Genomic DNA, 17,092 nt, shown 5'->3' with positions numbered 1-17,092 from the left:
GTTTCGGTCTTCGGGGAGCGGGTATGAGGGGCCTGGGAGTTGTGCCTGCGGGCAGTCGCCAGCACCGGCAGCGCCAGATCATCGGCTGGGCGCTGTTCGCCCTGGTTGTGGTGCTGATTCCGTTTCTTATCGCCGACACTTACAGTCCGACCATTTTCGGCAACCGCTACACGGTGGGACTGGGCAACCTCAGCCAGGCCATCGGGATGATGGTGGCCATTTTGGGGCTGAACATCGCCACCGGCTACAGCGGGCAGCTGTCGCTGGGCCACAGCTTCTTCGTGGGATCGGGGGCGTATCTCACCGCGGTGCTGGTGAACGAGTTCCACTGGTCGTACCTGTCGACCCTCGGGGTGGTGGTGCCGGGGCTGTTCTTGTTCGGGGTGCTCTTCGGGCTTCCCGCCCTGCGGATCCAAGGGCTGTACCTGGGGCTGCTGACGTTTGCGGTAGCGGCGGTTTTCCCGTCGATAATCCGCCTGGACGAGGTGAAAGACCGCACCGGTGGCAGCAACGGGCTCCAAATCGAAAGCGATCTGGTGGCGCCGTCGTGGGCGCCGCTCAACACTGTGACCGAGTGGCTCCATGCCATACCGGGGGTGGGGTCGCGGGTGCCCGACGGTTTGACCAGCCGCCAGGAGGAGGCGGTGTACAAGTACTTCTTGCTGGTGATCGTTGCGCTGGTGTGCTTCTGGCTGGTGCGCAACATTCTGGCCGGCCGGGTGGGGCGGGCCCTGGTGGCCATTCGGGACAACCCGCTGGGGGCCGCGGCCAGCGGAGTGAACCTGGCCGCATACAAGACGCTGAGCTTCGGCATCAGCGCCGCGGTGGGCGGCGTGGCCGGGACAATGCTGGCCATGCACTCGGGATTCGTGGGGCCCGATGAATTCGGATTCGCGATGGCAATCCTGCTGATCGTGGGGCTGATCGTGGGCGGCGCGGGCACCCTGCACGGCGCGGTGGTGGGGGGTTTGGCCATCCGGTTCGTGCCGGAGTGGTCGAGCCAGACCCAGACCCTGCCGGGCACCGACACCGCCCTGGAGGGGCCCTATGGCACCGCCATCTTGGGGGCCCTCTTGATCATCATCATCTTCGCGCTGCCCGGCGGGGCTGCCCAGGGATTTCGGCGGATCAAAGCCCGGTTGATGCCGGTGGCCCCCCAGCCTCCGAGGGGTTGATCTAGGGGGCTGCGAGCCCAGGATGTAATTGTCGCCGGGGGCGCGTAGGGTATCGGGACTGCTCTCAGCGGAGAGCGAATCTCAGGAGGAGTGACCCCATGTCGAAATCTTGGCGGATCTTGTTGGCCCTGCTGGCTGTGTTCGCGCTGGTGGCCAGCGCCTGCGGCAACGACGACGATGACGCGCCGGTAACCGAGCCCGCACCGGCCGCTGCCACCGAAGCGCCCGACGAGCCCGCACCCGCGACGGAGCCCGAGGATGAGGCCGCGCCCGCTCCCGAACCGGATGACGAGGAAGAGGCCGCGCCTGCTCCCGAACCGGACGATGAGGAAGAGGTCGCGCCGGAGCCCGAGGAGCCCTCTGATCCCAACATTGTGGAACTAGGCGGCGGTGCGACGATCGACATGACCGAGTGCCCCAGTGAATGGGACAACTACCAAGGGGTGACCGACAGCGAGATCCGATTCGGCAGCAGCCTGCCCCGATCCGGCGCCCTGGCCGGGTTCGGCACCATCAGCGACGGCGTGCAGCTCTACTTCGACCACGTCGGCCCGATTGACGGTCGCAACGTGGTGATGGTGAGTCGGGACGACGGCTACGTGCCGGCCCGCACGCTGACCAATGTGGAGGAGATGATCGACGTCGAGAATCTGCTGGGGTTCGCCGGGATTCTGGGCAGCCCCAACAACCTGGCCGTCCAAGACCTGCTGAACGAGAACTGCATCCCGCAGTTGCTGAACCTGACCGGCCTGCCCGAGTGGGGCGACCCCTCCAACTACCCGTGGACCACCGGGGCCCTGATGTCGTACGAGACCGAGGCCCGAATCTGGTGCCAGCACGTTTCCGAAGAGCTCGGATCGGGCTCAACGGTGGCCATTCTGTCGCTGGACAACGATGCCGGCGAGGCGTGGCGGGTGGCCTTCAACGAGTGCGCTCCCGGATTGGGACTAGACGTGGTGGACGAGATCCAGCACGACCCCCAGGCCGACTCGGTGGGCGCCGACGTGATCAACCTGGCGGCCAGCGATGCCGATGTGCTGCTGGTGGCATCGTCGGGAGCGTTCTGCCCGCAGGCGGTGGCCACTGTGTCCAGCCTGCCGTGGGAGCCGATGGTGATGGTGGCCAACGGGTGCCAGCGCATCGCCCTGTTCTGGGTGCCCATCGGTCCGCTGGCCAACGGGATCCGCTTGGTGAACACCCAGAAGGACCTCTCCGACAGCTCCCTGGCCGATGACGAGTGGGTGCAGTTCGTGCGAGGCGCGCTGGAGAGCCAGGGCGTCGACCCCGATGCCGAATCCCACGCCTTGGGCTACATCTTCGGCGAGATTCTGCACGAAGTGCTGCTGGATGCAGCCGAGATGGACGGCGGCATCAACCGCACCAACGTGATGCGGGCCATGTGGCAGATGAGCTTCGACTCCCGGGGCGCGATCGGCAACACCCCGCGGGCCATGGACGGGGCCAACGACTCCTACATGGTGGAAGCCGGCCGCATCGAGGAATTGGTGGTGGATGCCGACGGAGCTCGCTACGTGCCCATCAGCGACGTGATCGACTACGAGGGCGAAACCGGCACCTTCGGCGGATAGCCGACTAGATCGAGGCGACCCCTGTCCGGCCGCTGCCGGGCGGGGGTCGCTTCCTTTGCGGGCTAAGAGACGGCGATCGGGACTGAGGAGTAGCCGGCCACGTTGGACATCTGCACTCGGCGCAGGCCCTCTTCGTTTACCTCGAAGGCGGGCCAGCGGCGGGCGATTTCCTCGATGGCCACCCGGCTCTCCAGACGGGCCAGCGCCGCGCCCAAGCACACGTGCAGGCCGTGGCCCAGGCCCACGGCCAGGCCGGGCTCTCGGGTGATGTCGAATTTGTCGGGATCGTCGTAGCGGCGGGGGTCGCGGTTGGCCGCGCCGGTGATCAGAAACACCGGCTTGTGCTTGGGGATGGTCACCCCGTGCCACTCGGAGTCGACCATGGAGTAGCGGCCCTGGTACTGCGAGGGCGCCCAGTAGCGGAGTATCTCCTCCACCGCATTGTCGAGGACGCTGGGATCGTTCAGCACCTTGGCCCATTGGTTGGGGTGGCGGTGGAACAGCACCATCGCGTTGCCCACCAGCTTGGTGACCGTCTCCGATCCGGCGGCGGCCAACAGAGTGCCCAACGCGGCGATCTCGGCGTCGTCGAGTTGGGTGAGATCGCCGTCCTCGGTTTCCACCTCGGCCTCGATCAGCGCGGAGAGCATGTCGCCGGCCGGTTCGGCCCGTTTCTGCTGGGAGAGCTGGAACAAGTACATGCCCTGGGCCATGCCCGCTTCGGCGGCGGCCTGGCTGCCCATGGCCGAGCCCTCTTCGCGGTGGAGCATGGCGTCGGTCCAATGCCTGATCTGCTGACGATCTTCGGGAGGCACGCCCAAGATGGTGGAGATGATCTCGACGGGGAACGGGGCGGCGAACTCCTCGAGGATGTCGAACTGGCGGCGGCCCATGAGCGGATCGAGATAGCCGCTGATGATCTCGCGCACCAGCGCCTCGTAGTTGCCGATGGAGCGGGGGGTGAACGAGCGCGACACCAGCTTGCGGTAGCGGGTGTGCTCGGGCGGGTCCATGGAGATGATGGAGCCCATCTCGGTGGGCTCCCCGGTAGCCAACTGCTCGTAGGTCTGGCCGTGGGTGGAGCTGAAGGTGGCGTAATCGCGGTGACCGGCCACCACATCGTCGAAGCGGCTCAGAGCGTAGAAGTCGTACTGCTCGCTGTAGTAGCAGGGGGCGTGTTCCCGCAGGTCGGCGTAGGTGTCGTAGGGATCGTCGAAGAAGTCCCGGCTGAACGGATCGAACTCAACGGTTTTCGTGCTCATGGGCCCAATTATTGACTATCGACCGCCCGTGTCAAACAGGGCGGTGCCTATGGCTTCGGCGGCTTCTTCGGTGGGGCCCTGCCAGGCGATGGCGCCGTGGTCCAGCAAGACGGCCCGGTCGCACAGGGCCAGGGCGTGGCCCATGTGCTGTTCGACGATTAGCAGCGACGTGCCGGCATCGCGGATGCGACCCAGCACTGAGTACACCTCGTCGGTGATTTTGGGGGCCAGGCCCAAGGAGAGCTCGTCGGCGATGAGCAGCCGGGGGGTTTCCACCAGCACCCGGGCCATGGCCAGCATGCGCTGTTCGCCGCCTGAGAGGGTGCCGGCGATCTGGCGGCGGCGCTGGGCGATGGGAGGGAACATCTCGAATGCCCGGGCGAGGGCGTCGCGCACCCCGGAGCGGTCGTGGGTGCGGGAGAAGGCCAGGGTCAGGTTCTCCTCCACGGTGAAGTCGGGGAACACGGCCCGGCCCTCGGGCACGTGCACCACCCCGGCTTTGGCGTAGCGGTGGGCCCGCACCCTGGTGAAGTCGTTTCCGTCGACCATGACCTCGCCCTCGGTGGGCTCCACCAGGCCGCTGGCCACCCGGGCCACAGTGGTCTTGCCCGCGCCGTTGCGGCCCAAAAGGGCCACGGTCTCGCCTTCTCCCACTGTGAGAGACACATCGAACAGGGCTCGGAACGGTCCGTAGGCGGCGTTTACGTGGCGCATCTCCAGCACTGGGATCACCAGTGGGGTGGGGGTGGCCATGCCGGCGGGGTCGGGGGTGGTAATTGTGTCGTTCATGATGTGCCCGTCACGAAATCCCCTAGGTACGCAGCCCGCACCTCGGGGTCGCGCATTACCTCAGGGGTGGCGCCGCTGGTGATGAGCCGCCCGAAGTCGAGCACGTAGGTGCGCTCGGTGAACGAGGCCACCAACTCCACGTCGTGCTCCACCAGCAACAGGCCGAACCCCTGCTCGGATTGGATGCGGGCCAGGGTCTCGGCCAGGGCGTTGGTCTCGGCCCGGTCCAGCCCGGAAGAGGGCTCGTCGAGCAGCACCACCCGGGGCTGGGTCATAAGCGCTCGGGCCACTTCCACCAGCCGGCTCTGGCCCAGGCTGAGGGCCTCGATGGGCTCGTCGCCCATGCCGCCCAGCCCAAGGCTCTCCAAAAGGGAGTCGCAGCGCTCGATCTCGGCCGGTTTGGGCAAGCCTAGGCCGAGCACGTCTTTCCAGAGGGCGCCGGTGCCGCTGCGGATGCGGTGGGCGAACAGCAGGTGGTCGCGCACCGATGAGCCGCTGAACAGCTCCACCCGCTGGAAGGTGCGGCCGATACCCAGCCGGGCCCGGCGGTAGACGGGCAGCCGGGTGATGTCGTGATCATCGAAGCCCACCGATCCGGCGTCGGGGCGCAGCAGGCCCAAAAGACAGTTGAACAGGGTGGTCTTGCCCGCGCCGTTGGGGCCGATGAGGCCCACCCGCTCCCCCTCTTCGAGCGCGATGCTCACATCTTCGAGGGCGGTGATGCCCGCGAACCGCTTGGTGATGCCGTCGGCCACCAGCAGGCTCACGGCTCATCTCCTGTTTCGGACCCGGCGTCGATTGCCGGCCCGGTGCCGGCTGCGGCCCCGGCAGTGGCCATAGTCTGTTCGCGGCGGGCGAACATGCGCTGCATCATGGCCTGCGAGCGGCGCTTGCCGTGTTCGAGCAGACCCTCGGGATGGCGGGCGAAGGAGATGGCGGCGAATCCGAACAGAACGAATCGCCACGCCCCGTCGAGCCCGAGCCAGCGGTGGAGCACCAGCTCGGGGAAGATCACGAAGGCGACGCCGGCCTGGATGCCGCCCTCCACGGTGCGGGTACCGAGCACCACCACGATCACCAGCCAGAACAGCCCGGTCTGGGGGTCGAAGTTGGCCTCGTATCCCACCAGCCTCTCCTCCATGGCCAACAGCCCCCCGCCGATGGCGGCGATTCCGGCCGACACCGAGAACACGATGACTCGGGACCGCCACGAGATCACCCCGATGGACTCGGCCGCGGTCTCCGACCCTCGCAGCGCTCGCAGAGCCATGCCGGTGCTGGATTCGCGGATGAGGATCACCAGCACCCCCACCAGCACCAGAACGGCGATGCACAAGATGAGGAAGTTCTCGCGGCTGGAGAAGTCGACGCCCAAGAACTCGGGCCGGGGTACCCCGCGGCCGTGGAACAGCGATCCGCCCACCCAGCTGTACTTCACCAGCACGTCGTGGAAGAACAGCGCGAAGGCCAAGGTGGCGATGGCCAGCCAGATGCCCCCCAACCGCATCACCGGAATGCTGAGCACTGCCCCCACCGCGGCGGCTATGGCCGCGCCGGCCAGCATGCCGACGATCACCGAGATGTCCCAGCGCTGGGCGAACTGCATGGCGCCGAACGCCCCGATGGCCGCGAAGGTCACCTGGCACAGGGCGATCTGGCCGCCGAGGCCGGTGAACACCACGATGGACAAGAAGATGATGGAGAAGATCACCGAGTGGGTGATGCGGGAAATCCAGAAGTTGTTGGCGTAGCCGAATGTCCAGATGCCCACCGCAGTGAAAAAGGCCAGGGCCATTATCCGGGTGTAGATGGTCATGCCCCGGCTGCGGCTGGTGGCGGCCAGCGCGGGCGGGGGCGGCGACACCCCCAGCAACGGGTCGGCGCCGGCCACCTGGCGGCGGATGGCCGGCCAGAACACGATGATGGCGAACAGCATCACATAGGGCAGCGCGGGGCCCTGCAACTCGGCCAAGATGACGTTGTCTCGGGGCACGTGCGTGCGCATCTGGGTGGTGACCACCCCCAGCAGCAGGCCGCCGAACATGGCGGCGGGCAGGCTCACCAGACGGCCCAGCGCGGCGGCGGCCAACGCGGAGATCACGATCGGGAAGTATCCGGTTGGCTCCAGCACCGTGCCCAACGACGACGTGGTGGGCACCAGCAGCACCCCGGCCAGACCGGCGAAGAAGCTGGACAGCATCCACGAGCCCGACGACACCCAGTCGGCGTTGACCCCGTTGAGCTCGGTCATGCGCGGGCTCTGCACCACCGCCCGGATGCGCAGGCCCAAGCGGGTGTAGCGGAACAGGGCGGCCAGGGCTAGGGCGGCGGCTACCACGATGACGAAGGCGGCGATTTCGTCGCGGGTGACGGGGTAGCGGCCGAACAGCCGGTAGACGGTGGTGCCGTCGGGGATGATGCCCACCGCGCCGAAGGGTTGCTCGCGGTTGTAGTCGACGATGAGCTTGAACAGCTCGGGCAGGGCGACGAGAAGGCCGAGTGAGATGACCAGCTTGGCCACCGCGGAGGAAGCGTGGATGTGGCGGAATATCAGTCGTTCAAGCAGTAGGCCGAGAACCGGGGCCACCAGGACCACCGCCACCAGAACTGCCGACCAGATGGGCCAGTCGCGCCGCACGTGCAGCTCGAAGTAGGTGGCCGCGCTGATGAAGGCCTGCGCTCCGAAGGCCAGGTTGAACACCCCGGAGGTCTTGTAGGTGAGCACGAAGCTCATGGCCACCAGGGCGAACCCCGCGCCGATGGGCAGGCCCTGGAAGAACGCCCGGATGGTGTCTTCCAAGACTCCGGCGGCGAGGACGCTGGCGGTCATCGTCGGCTCAGCCTCCGCTCAGTAGGACCTTCAGTTCACAAACGTGAAGGCCTCGGGATCGTGCCAGTCTTCCCGGACAACCTCCCAGCACTCCCAGGGTTCGCCGGGTTCGCCGGTCCATTGCTCGAATGCGCCGTCGACAATCTTGACGGCGTTGATGCAGCGATATTCGTAGTCGGCGTCGGGGTTGGTGTTGGGCAGGGCGATCTGGCGGCTGAAGTCGATCGGGTTGGTCAAGCCGTCGTGGCTGTAGTCGTCGAAGCCGCGTACCGCGTCGACCAAAGAGGCCCGGTCGAACTCGGGGCCAGCGGCCAGCAGGCCCTCGTAGAACAGGTGGGCGTTGAGCCAGCCGACAATGGTCTGTTCTTCGAGCTTGAGATCGGCGGTGAACTCGAAGAACCTCCGCTGGAGCTCACTGTCGATCTCGGCCTCGAACGGCACGAACTGGACGAACACCAGGTCGCCCTCGAACAGCTCGGCGTTGGCGGCCACGAACTCGTGGTTGTAGGTGTTGGGGTGGTACATGATCACCTGGTCGCGGTAGTCCTGCTTGACCAGCTCTTGGGCGATGGTGCGCATGCCGTTGAGGTCGAGGCAGGTGAAGATGATGTCGACGCCCTTGTCCTTCATCTCCGACACCTGCGGGGCGATGCCGCCGGCCATGCCGAACTCGATGGAGGTGTCGAAGAACTCCACCGTCATCCCGCCTGCCTCGGCGCTGTAGTGCTCGATTGAGTCTCGGGTGCCCTCGGCGCAGACCTTGGAGTTCTCGCTGTTGCCGTAGCCGAATACTCCCGCCTTGGTTGCCCCCACCTGAACGCCGACGTAGGGGAACAGCTGGTGGATGCAGCCGATGCAGCTCGGGGCGATGTTGCCGAAAATGTTGCGGCGGTCGGCGAACTCGTTGTGGATGTTCCAGCCGAAGGTGGGCACTCCGGCGTCGTTGAGGGTGTCGGCGCCGAAGAACAGCAGGGTAGCCACAAAGGCGGCCAGCGAGTCGTCCTCTTCCACCATGGCCAATGACTGGGCCTGGTTTTGGAAGAGTTGATCGTCGCGCTTGTTGGCTAGCACCAGCTCGCGGCCGTAGATGCCGCCGGTGTCGTTGATGAAGTTGAAGTAGGCCTCGATGCCGTCGTTGTAGGCGGCGATGTTGGTGCCGAGCGCGTTGTTGCTGATGGTGACGATGGAGGTGACCTTGATCTCGTCGTCGTTCACGCCGGGGACGCCCTCGATGGGCACGAAGGTATGGCGGTGCTCGGGGTCTTTGGGCTCCTCGGGCTCTGGCTCTGGCTCAGGGTCGGCTCCGGGCTCCTCGTCGGATTCCTCGGGGGCGGGGGCGGGCTCGTCGTCAGGCGCCTCCTCGGGGGCGGGGGCGGGCTCCTCGTCGGATTCCTCGGGGGCGGGGGCGGGCTCGTCGTCAGGCGCCTCCGTGGCAGCGGGGGCCGCAGTGGCTGCGGGGGCACCGCCCTCGTCGTCGTCTCCGGCGTTGCCGCAGGCCGTCGCCATCAGGGCCAGCGCGGCCAGCACCGCAACCAAGATTCTCCATAAACGAGCAGTCATGAAGGTCTCCCCCCTCATTGGTTGTGCCGACAATCTAACGAAGTTGCCTCCGTCGCGCAGGTCAGTGGCTGGTGCGGTAGTCGCCGAACTTGGAGTCGCGCTCAGAGAGGGTGGTGGTGAGGCCCTTCTTCTTGATGGAGCCCACGAAGTCGGCCATGGCCTGGGTGTGGGTGCCCAGCGCGCACAGCTCGGTGCCGGCCCGGATGCCGGCCCGCATGCCCATGTGCTCCATCTGGCGGTGGACCACCCGCTTGTTCATCTGGAGCAGCTCGGCGGGCACCTGGGCGATGCGCTCGGCCACCTCCAGCACGGCGTCTTCCAATTCGTCCTCGGGATAGCAGGCATTGGCCCAGCCTCGCTCCACGGCCTCGACGCCGGTCACGTAATCGCCGGTGAGCATCATCTCCATGGCCTTGCGCATGCCCAAGAACCAGGGGTGGAAGTGCATGTCGGGCACGCCGAAGCGCACGGCGGGATAGCCCATCTTGGCGTCTTCGGCCATGTAGACCAGATCGCAGCCGGTGGCCAGCTCGCTGCCCCCGGCCAGGCAGTAGCCGTGAACCTGGGCGATGACCGGCTTGGCCAGATCCCATATGCTCATCCAGCCCTCGGTCACGTGGCGGGGCCATTGGCCCTCGCCGCCGGGGGTATAGAAGGGCAGCTCATAGCCTTCGTTCCCCCCGCTGAGGTCGTAGCCGGCGGAGAATGACGGGCCGGCGCCGCAGACGATGCTCACCTTGACGTCGTCGTCTCGGTCGGCCTCTTCCAGCGCTTCGAGAACGGCCCCTCGCAACGGGTGGATGAGGCTGTTGCGCTTCTCGGGGCGGTTCATGGTGACGCGCCGCACATGGGGGCGGGGGTTGTCGATCAGGACGATGTTGTCGCTCATGGCCGCCAACCGTAACCTGCGGGCCGATGTGTGCTCTTACCGCAGCGACCACAGTTCTTCGGCCATGAGCGGCCCGATGCTGATTGACTCGACCAAGGGCGCTCGGGTGGCGCTGCACGACCTGGGGGGCAACGGGCCGACGGTGCTGTTCTGCCATGCCAACGGGTTCTGCGGGCCGATGTGGCAGCCGGTGGCTCGGGAATTGGCATCGGTGGCCCACTGCTGGGCGCTGGACTTCCGGGGCCACGGCAACAGCGTGTCGGGCCCCGATGAGGACTACGACTGGAACGGCATGGCCGACGACGTGCTGGCCGCGGTGGACGCGCTCGATCCCACTCCTCGGCTGGCGGCGGGCCACTCGCTGGGCGGGGCGTCGATCCTGAAGGCCGAGCAGGCCCGGCCGGGGACCTTCGACCGGGCCTGGGTGTTCGAGCCGGTGACTATTCCGGGCCGGACTGTTCCCCGAGACGGCGTGAACATGCTGGCGGCTATCGCCCGGATGCGGCGGGCGGAATTCGAGTCTCGCCAAGCGGCCTATGACCGCTACGCCTCCAAGCCGCCGCTGAGCCTGTTCGCCCCCGAGGCGCTTCGGGCCTATGTGGACCACGGGCTTCGGGATCTGCCCGACGGCACCGTTGAGCTGAAGTGCGCGCCCGACACCGAGGCGACAATCTTCGAGAACCCCGACTTGGAGGGGTTTCCCCGGCTGGTGGAGGTGACCACCGCGGTCACGGTGGCGGTGGGCACCGACACCGATCCGCCGGCCATGGCCGCCCCCCTGGTGGGCGAGCAACTTCCCAATAGCACGCTGATTCGCTACGACAACCTGACCCACTTCGGCCCCCTCCAAGACCCACCCCTAATTGCCGCCGCCATCGCCGACGCGTTGTTCGGCGATTAGGGCAGTATGGGGGCATGGACAACATCGATTTCGGCGATCTGAACTATCTGGCGATCCTGGTCGCCGTAGTGTTCAACCAACTGCTCGGGGCCTTCTGGTACGGCACCTTCGCCAAGCCGTGGATGGCCGAGACCGGGATGACCCAAGAGGACATCGAGGGCATGAAGGGCACACCCCGGCAGTGGTACCCGTATGTCATCGCCATCGTGCTGGCCATTGTGTTCACCCTTGGGCTGGCGCTGTTGGTGCAGGGCATGGAGGCCGACAACGCAGGTGAGGGCCTCGGCCTGGGAGTGCTGGCCGCAGTGGGGTTCGTGGTCACCTCACACGGAGTGAACTACGCCTTCGAGGGCCGCAGCCTGAAGCTGCTGGCCATCAACTCCGGCTATCCGCTGATTTCCTACGCGGTGATCGGCCTCGTGCTGGCGGTTTGGACCTAGAGGATCGCCCCGGATTCTTTCATGGCGGCGATGTCGTCCCAGGGGATTCCTGCTTCTAGGAGGAGTGTTTCGGTGTGCTCGCCGTGCTCGGGGGCGCGGTCCACGGACACGGGCTGCTCGTTGAACATGGCGGGGTTGGCCACCAGCTGGACCTCTTGGCCGGTGCCGGTGGTCATGGCGGGGAGGTAGCCATTGGCGATGACCTGGGGGTCTTCGTAGAGCTCGTTGAGCGTTTGGAACGGGACCCACACGCCTTTGAAGTCGGCCAAGGCCTCTTTCCAGTACGACAGGGGCTGGGACTCGAACACCTCGTCGAGGATGGCGATGCAGGCCTCGTTGTTCTCGGCTCGGGCGGCCATGTCGACGAATCGGGGGTCGGTGGCCAGCTCGGGGCGGCCGATGCACTCGCAGAGCTGGGGCCAGTGCTTGTCGGCTTGGAGCAGGATGAAGCTGAGATAGCGGTCGTCGGACGTGCGGTAGGCGTTCACCACGGGGTTGACCATCTTGGTGCGGTCGCCGGCGGGGAGCCGGTCCATGCCGAAGAGCTTGGCCGCGATCACCAGGGGCGAGAGCTGCCACATGGCGGTGGCCAGCAGCGACACGTCGATCACCGACGGCTCCCCGGTGGCGGCCCGCTGGTAGAGGGCCGCGGCGATGGCGCCGGCGGTGGCCATGCCGCCCATGACGTCGCCGAAGGCGGGGGCGGGCTGGCTCATGGGCCAGCCGTCGGGCCGGGCCGGGAGGGTGGCGCCCATGCCGCCCCGGGCCCAGAAGGAGGCGCCGTCGTAGCCGCCCTTTTCGGCGTCGGGGCCGTGGGGCCCCTGGCCCGAGCCCCGGGCGATGATGATCTGGGGGTTGCGCTCGCGTAGATCCTCGGTGTCGATGCGGAGCTTGCGGCGCACCGGGGGCATGTAGTTGGTGAGGAACACATCAGCGGTCTCCACCAGCTTGAGCAGCATCTCCCGGCCGTCGGGATGGGCCAGGTTCAAGCCGATGGAGCGCTTGCCCCGGTTGGGCTGCTCGATCATGAAGTTGACGCCGCCCGCACCGCCGGGGACGAGCCCGGAAGTGATGAGGCCCCGCTGGGGGTCGCCGGTCACCGGGTGCTCCACCTTGATGACGTCGGCACCCCAGTCGACCAGCACCGACCCCCCAGAAGGGATGAACATCCAGCTAGCCACCTCGACCACCCGGACGCCTTCCAGGGGGCGGCTGGGCGGGCCGGAGCTGTCGCTCACCAGACCAGCTCCAGGTTGTCGACTTGGCGGATGCCGGGGCTGTACCTCAGCTCGAGGCCGTCGGCCAGGCGGTAGTCGGGCACCCGGGCGTGCCACTCCTCCAGCGCCACCCGAAGCTCCATGCGGGCCAGATGGGAGCCCAGGCAGCGGTGGACACCGCCGCCGAAGCCCAAGTGCTTGTTCGACTCCCGGTCGAAGTCAACCTGGTCGGGGTTGTCCCACACCCGCTCGTCGGTGTTGGCCGAGCCGAGCAGTACGGTGATGCGGGAGCCCTCAGCGATGGGGCATCCGCTCATCTCGGTGTCGGCTGTGGTGATGCGGGGCACGATGGGAACCGGGCTCTCGTAGCGCAGCAACTCCTCAATGGCATGGGGGATGATGGCCGGGTCGTCGGCCACGCGCTGGCGGTGGTCGGGATTCTGGGCCAAGTAGGCCACGATGCAGTCCAGCGAGGCCGAAACGGTGTCGAGTCCGGCCAGGAAGAACAGGTAGCCGATGTCGACCACGTCGTCGCGGCTGAGGGGCTGGCCGTCGACCTTGGCGTCGATGATGGTGGACAAGAAGTCGTCTTGGCGCTCTTCCATGCGGGCCTCCACCACCTCTTCGAGCACGGCGTAGATCTTCTGGCCGGTGGCCTTCACCATCTCATAGCGCTCTTCCAGGGAACGGGCCGGTGGGCGGATGATGCCGTCTTTGAGGGCCAGGAACTCGTTCACCCGGCTGACCGGCAGGCCCAGCAGCTCCACGAAGATGGTGGAGGGCAGGGGCTCGGCGATGTCGTTGTGGAAGTTGCAGTGGCCGTTGTCGGCCACATCGTCGATGAGCTCTCGGATCAGCTCCCGCACCCGGGGTTCGTACTTGACCATCTGCTTGGGGGCGAACAGCGGGTCGAGCGCCTTTCGGTGCTTGCTGTGGTGGGGCGGGTCGACTTGCAGGGGCACCAGGGGCCGGGTGTTGCCAATTTGGACTGCGGAGGAGTCGGAGGAGAACAACTCGGGGGTGCGCAGGGCCCTCATCACATCTTCGTGGCGGGAAATGGTGAGCGTGCCCGTGGTGGACCGCCCGGACAGCTGGACGACCGGGGTGTTGTCGCGCAGGTCCCGGTAGATGCTTTGTGGATCTACGGCTTCTTCGGGGCGCTCCAGCGTGTAGTGGGAGTCGGGGGCGGCGTCGGTCATGAGGTCTCCTCGGTAAGAATGACGGCGTCTTCGGGGCAGTTCATGAATGCTCGGCGGGCCTGGTCGGCCAATTCGGCGGGCACGGCGCGCTCATCGGTGGGCTGGGAGTAGCCGTCGTCGTCGGCCTCGAACAGGTCGGGGGCCAGCATGTAGCAGCGCCCGTGCCCTTGGCAGAGCTCGGTGTCCACTCGAATGCGCATCAGCGGGCATCGTAGGCCAAGAACCCGATGTGGCTCACGGCGAGGTTGACGGCAAGGGCAGGACGCCGAGGCCGTCGGGGAAAGAGAGGCCGTAGTCGATGGTCTCGGGGGGCAGGGGCTGGTTGTCTTCGTCGAAGAGGATGCGGCGCACGGTGCCCTGTCTGGAGGCGGGGCCGATGCCCGAGTCGTTGAAGACCAGGGCCAGGTCGGCGTAGTAGAGGGTGCCGTCGAGCCCCACGGCGATGCCCAGCGGCGATCCGGTGCTCATCGGCTCCAGGGCCAGCGTCTCGCCTTCGGGCGGGGCCAGCACGGTGCGGACGTAGTTGCCGTTGCCGTCGTACTGGTTGATGACACCGGTGAGAGTGTCGGACACGTACCATCCGCCACTGCGGTCGGCGGCGACGCCGGTGGTGAGAGTCAGCCCGTCGCCGACGCCGATGAACAGCTCGACGGTGACCGCGTCGGGGTCGCACTCCTCAGCGGTGCGGGGCAGATTAGAAAAGCGCTGAACCCCGATGGTGGGCGGGCGGGCCGAGGCCACCAGCACGTCGTTGCCGTGGGCGGCCAGCTGCTGGGCGGTGGCTATGTCGTCGGCCACCACGCAACGGGCCCCGTCGTACGGGGGGAACCACACGGTGAGCTGGCCGGTGCCGGGACCGGAGGCCTGGTTGCCCACGTCGGTGGTGAGCAGGCGACCGTCGAGCAAGAAAGCGCAGCCGTAGGGCTCGGGCTGGCTGTCGGCCGACTCGAAGTCGGGGGTGAGCTTGCCCACCTGGGTGGCGGTGAGGTTGCCGAGAGTGTCGCCCTCGAGTTGGAAGATGCCGAACCCGGCGGGGGTCTCGGGCTGGCCGGTGTCCTCGCCGGCAATGAATCGGCCGTCGCCGGTGAAGCACACCTGGCCGTTGATGTCGCGGCCGTCGGGATCCTCACGGGCGTTGGTGATGAGCCGCTGGGTGCCGCCGTTGTCGCCGTATACCACCAGGTTGTTGCCCTGGGGGCTGAACACCAGGTAGGTGGGCGGGTCTAGGGGCTCGGTTTGCAGCGGCGGGTTGAAGCCGATGCTGGCCACCAGGCGGTCGAAGCCGTCGGCGGGGCCGGGGATGGCAGTGGTGTCGTGCAGGGCCAGCAGGCTGATGCGGTTGTAGGAGGCACCGGGGCGGGGCACGGTGCGGGCGACGCAGCCGCCGTCTTCTTCGAGCACGCACAGGTAGCCGCCCGAGGGGCGGTCGTCGCGCTCGGAAACCAGTACACCGAAGGCCGACGCGCCCACTTCTGCGGCCGCGCTCCCCTCCCGGAGCCAGGCGGCGGGGTCGCCCAGGCCGCTGGAGGTGACGGTGAGCTCGAAGGGGTCGGTGTGGATCGACAGGGTGAGCATGGGGTCGGTGCCCGGCGGCGGGGTTTTGAAGTCGAAGCCCACATCACAAGGGGCGTCGATGCAGCGGCCCGACGCCCCCACTAGGCGGACTTGGCCCGCTTCGGGCTCGGGCTCTTGTTCGGGGGCGGTCTGGGCGGCGGCCTCCACGTCGGGGGCCACGGTGTAGCGGAACACGCCGGAGGTCTCCGACGGGCCGGCCGATCCCGGCTCTCGGAAGCCGGCCACTGCCCACATGTCGTCGCCCACGATGGCCACTCCCCCGGAGATGAGCCCGGTGAGCTCGTCGGACCAAAGCACGTCGCCGTTGTCGAGGCGCAGGGCTCGCAGGGTGAAATCGAGCGAGCCCACGAACACCACCCCGTTCACCTCGGTGGTGGGCGAGTAGGTGGGGCCGACGGCGTGCTGCTGCCAGACGATGTCGCCGGTGGCGGCGTCGAAGGCGTGCATGCAGGGGCAGTCGGCCACCCCGGTGCCCCCGGCGATGATCCCGTTCGCGTAGGCGGCGGGGCCGATGAAGCCGCCGCTGGAGAAGTTGGGGCGGATCACGTTGTCGGCGGTGGCCCGGGTTTTCCACACCAGCTCGCCGGTGTCGCGGTTCACCACGTAGAACACGGCGTCTTTGTTGCCGAGGCCGACGAGGTCTTGGCCGTCGGCAGTGAACAGCACCGGGACGCCGGAGAAGTCGGAGTCGTCGTTGTTGGGGGGATGGGGCTGGAAGCTCCAGGCCGGCTCGCCGGTGTCGATGTCCACTGCGAAAAGGGCCTCGGTGTAGGGGCCCCACCCGTCGGGGGAGGTGGGGCAGTTTGCGCTGCCCGCGAACATGAGGCGGCGCTCGAGATCGACCGACGGCGAGCCCCACACTCCCCCGCAACCCCGGTGGTCGCCGTCTTCGAGGTCGAAGTGCCAGAGCAGCTCGCCGGTGGCCAGGCCCACGGCCACCACCCCGGCGGGGAAGGGAGCATTGTGGGTGTCGAAGGTGGCGATGACGCGGTCTTCCACCACGATGGGGGTGGTCTCCAGCTCGGTGGGCCAGCCGGGCTCGCCCAGGGCGTGGGTCCAGATCACGGTGCCGTCGGCGGCGTTCAGGGCGTGGATGGTGCGCCCGGCGTTGAACACCACCGCGGGGGTGCCGCCAATGACGGTGTAGGAGGCCGACGAGGTGATCTGCCCGGCGTAGACGTTGTCGTGGTACTCGGCGTCGAAGTGCCAGAGCTCGGTGCCGTCGGCGGCGTTCAGGGCGTAGAACCGCCCGGCCCAGTCGCCCACGTACAGCACGCCATCCACCACCACCGGGGCGGCGGTGACCACATCGCTGGTGTTGAAGTACCAGATGCGGCGCAGGCTGGCGGCGGTGTCGGGGTTGATTCCGCTGTCGCAGGGGTAGGAAAAAGTGCGATCGATGCCGTGGCCCCACATTGGCCAGTCGCAGGTGGGGCCGGTGGGAGCGGGGGGCCGAGCGGGGGCGGCAGGCGTCGGTGCCGGCCCGGTGGGCTGGGCGGTTTCCGCTGCGGTGGGGGTGGATGTGCTCGGGCTGGCGGGCTGGTCGTCGTCACCGCCGCAGGCTGCTGCGATGAGGGCGAGGGCCAGGCAGAGGGCGACGAAACGCGGTAGCCAGCTCATGGATTGACGATGGTAGTGAAACCTCCCATTCGGTGAGACGGGGACC

General features: G+C 67.5%; 14 protein-coding genes. 4 read left to right on the top strand and 10 right to left on the bottom strand.

Annotated features, from left to right (window positions below; genetic code table 11):
• The first annotated feature begins 23 nt into the window (after nucleotides 1-23).
• The gene (locus ACOGJC_RS09510) at nucleotides 24-1,175 is read left to right on the top strand and encodes a branched-chain amino acid ABC transporter permease (protein ID WP_419844762.1); all 1,152 of its coding nucleotides are present in this window, start codon (nucleotides 24-26) and stop codon (nucleotides 1,173-1,175) included.
• Between the two features lie 98 nt (nucleotides 1,176-1,273).
• Nucleotides 1,274-2,764, top strand: a complete 1,491-nt coding sequence (locus ACOGJC_RS09505; RefSeq protein ID WP_419844761.1) for an ABC transporter substrate-binding protein — start codon at nucleotides 1,274-1,276, stop codon at nucleotides 2,762-2,764.
• 62 nt (nucleotides 2,765-2,826) lie between these two features.
• Here ACOGJC_RS09505 and ACOGJC_RS09500 read toward each other — a convergent pair whose 3' ends face one another.
• The 6 genes from ACOGJC_RS09500 to ACOGJC_RS09475 form a co-directional block, all read right to left on the bottom strand.
• A complete protein-coding gene (locus ACOGJC_RS09500) occupies nucleotides 2,827-4,026 on the bottom strand; it encodes a cytochrome P450 (RefSeq protein ID WP_419844760.1) in 1,200 nt (399 codons plus the stop codon).
• A gap of 15 nt (nucleotides 4,027-4,041) precedes the next feature.
• Entirely contained in the window at nucleotides 4,042-4,815 is a 774-nt protein-coding gene (locus ACOGJC_RS09495; RefSeq protein WP_419844759.1) for an ABC transporter ATP-binding protein, read from the bottom strand.
• Nucleotides 4,812-5,582 (bottom strand): ABC transporter ATP-binding protein, encoded by a 771-nt coding sequence (locus ACOGJC_RS09490; RefSeq protein ID WP_419844758.1) that lies wholly within the window; start codon nucleotides 5,580-5,582, stop codon nucleotides 4,812-4,814. Before ACOGJC_RS09490 ends, ACOGJC_RS09495 begins: the two co-directional genes overlap by 4 nt.
• Entirely contained in the window at nucleotides 5,579-7,645 is a 2,067-nt protein-coding gene (locus ACOGJC_RS09485) for an ABC transporter permease (protein WP_419844757.1), read from the bottom strand. Before ACOGJC_RS09485 ends, ACOGJC_RS09490 begins: the two co-directional genes overlap by 4 nt.
• A 30-nt stretch (nucleotides 7,646-7,675) precedes the next feature.
• Complete coding sequence (locus ACOGJC_RS09480) at nucleotides 7,676-9,205, bottom strand: ABC transporter substrate-binding protein (protein WP_419844756.1); 1,530 nt, start codon at nucleotides 9,203-9,205, stop codon at nucleotides 7,676-7,678.
• A gap of 61 nt (nucleotides 9,206-9,266) precedes the next feature.
• Entirely contained in the window at nucleotides 9,267-10,094 is an 828-nt protein-coding gene (locus tag ACOGJC_RS09475) for an enoyl-CoA hydratase-related protein (protein ID WP_419844755.1), read from the bottom strand.
• Between ACOGJC_RS09475 and ACOGJC_RS09470 the strand changes: the two genes are divergently transcribed.
• Nucleotides 10,093-10,995, top strand: coding sequence for an alpha/beta fold hydrolase (locus ACOGJC_RS09470; RefSeq protein WP_419844754.1), 903 nt, complete (start codon nucleotides 10,093-10,095; stop codon nucleotides 10,993-10,995). The two genes, ACOGJC_RS09475 and ACOGJC_RS09470, sit on opposite strands and share 2 nt — an antisense overlap.
• 14 nt (nucleotides 10,996-11,009) lie before the next feature.
• On the top strand, nucleotides 11,010-11,435 hold the full coding sequence (locus ACOGJC_RS09465) for a DUF1761 domain-containing protein (RefSeq protein WP_419844753.1): 426 nt from the start codon (nucleotides 11,010-11,012) through the stop codon (nucleotides 11,433-11,435).
• Here the strand turns inward: ACOGJC_RS09465 and ACOGJC_RS09460 are convergent.
• The 4 genes from ACOGJC_RS09460 to ACOGJC_RS09445 are packed head-to-tail and all read right to left on the bottom strand — an operon-like array spanning nucleotide 11,432 to nucleotide 17,046.
• Nucleotides 11,432-12,673: a CaiB/BaiF CoA transferase family protein gene (locus ACOGJC_RS09460; protein ID WP_419844752.1), complete on the bottom strand. Its 1,242-nt coding sequence runs from the start codon at nucleotides 12,671-12,673 to the stop codon at nucleotides 11,432-11,434. The genes ACOGJC_RS09465 and ACOGJC_RS09460 overlap by 4 nt on opposite strands.
• Nucleotides 12,670-13,851, bottom strand: coding sequence for a cytochrome P450 (locus tag ACOGJC_RS09455; RefSeq protein ID WP_419844751.1), 1,182 nt, complete (start codon nucleotides 13,849-13,851; stop codon nucleotides 12,670-12,672). The genes ACOGJC_RS09460 and ACOGJC_RS09455 overlap by 4 nt, the downstream gene beginning before the upstream one ends.
• The gene (locus ACOGJC_RS09450; RefSeq protein ID WP_419844750.1) at nucleotides 13,848-14,051 is read right to left on the bottom strand and encodes a ferredoxin; all 204 of its coding nucleotides are present in this window, start codon (nucleotides 14,049-14,051) and stop codon (nucleotides 13,848-13,850) included. The genes ACOGJC_RS09455 and ACOGJC_RS09450 overlap by 4 nt, the downstream gene beginning before the upstream one ends.
• Nucleotides 14,052-14,085: 34 nt before the next feature.
• Nucleotides 14,086-17,046 (bottom strand): PQQ-binding-like beta-propeller repeat protein, encoded by a 2,961-nt coding sequence (locus ACOGJC_RS09445; RefSeq protein WP_419844749.1) that lies wholly within the window; start codon nucleotides 17,044-17,046, stop codon nucleotides 14,086-14,088.
• Nucleotides 17,047-17,092: the final 46 nt, after the last annotated feature.

The organism is Candidatus Poriferisocius sp., assembly GCF_965204015.1.
In the GTDB taxonomy this organism is placed as follows: domain Bacteria; phylum Actinomycetota; class Acidimicrobiia; order Acidimicrobiales; family Bin134; genus Poriferisocius.
This window is presented reverse-complemented; position numbering and strand designations above follow the sequence as displayed.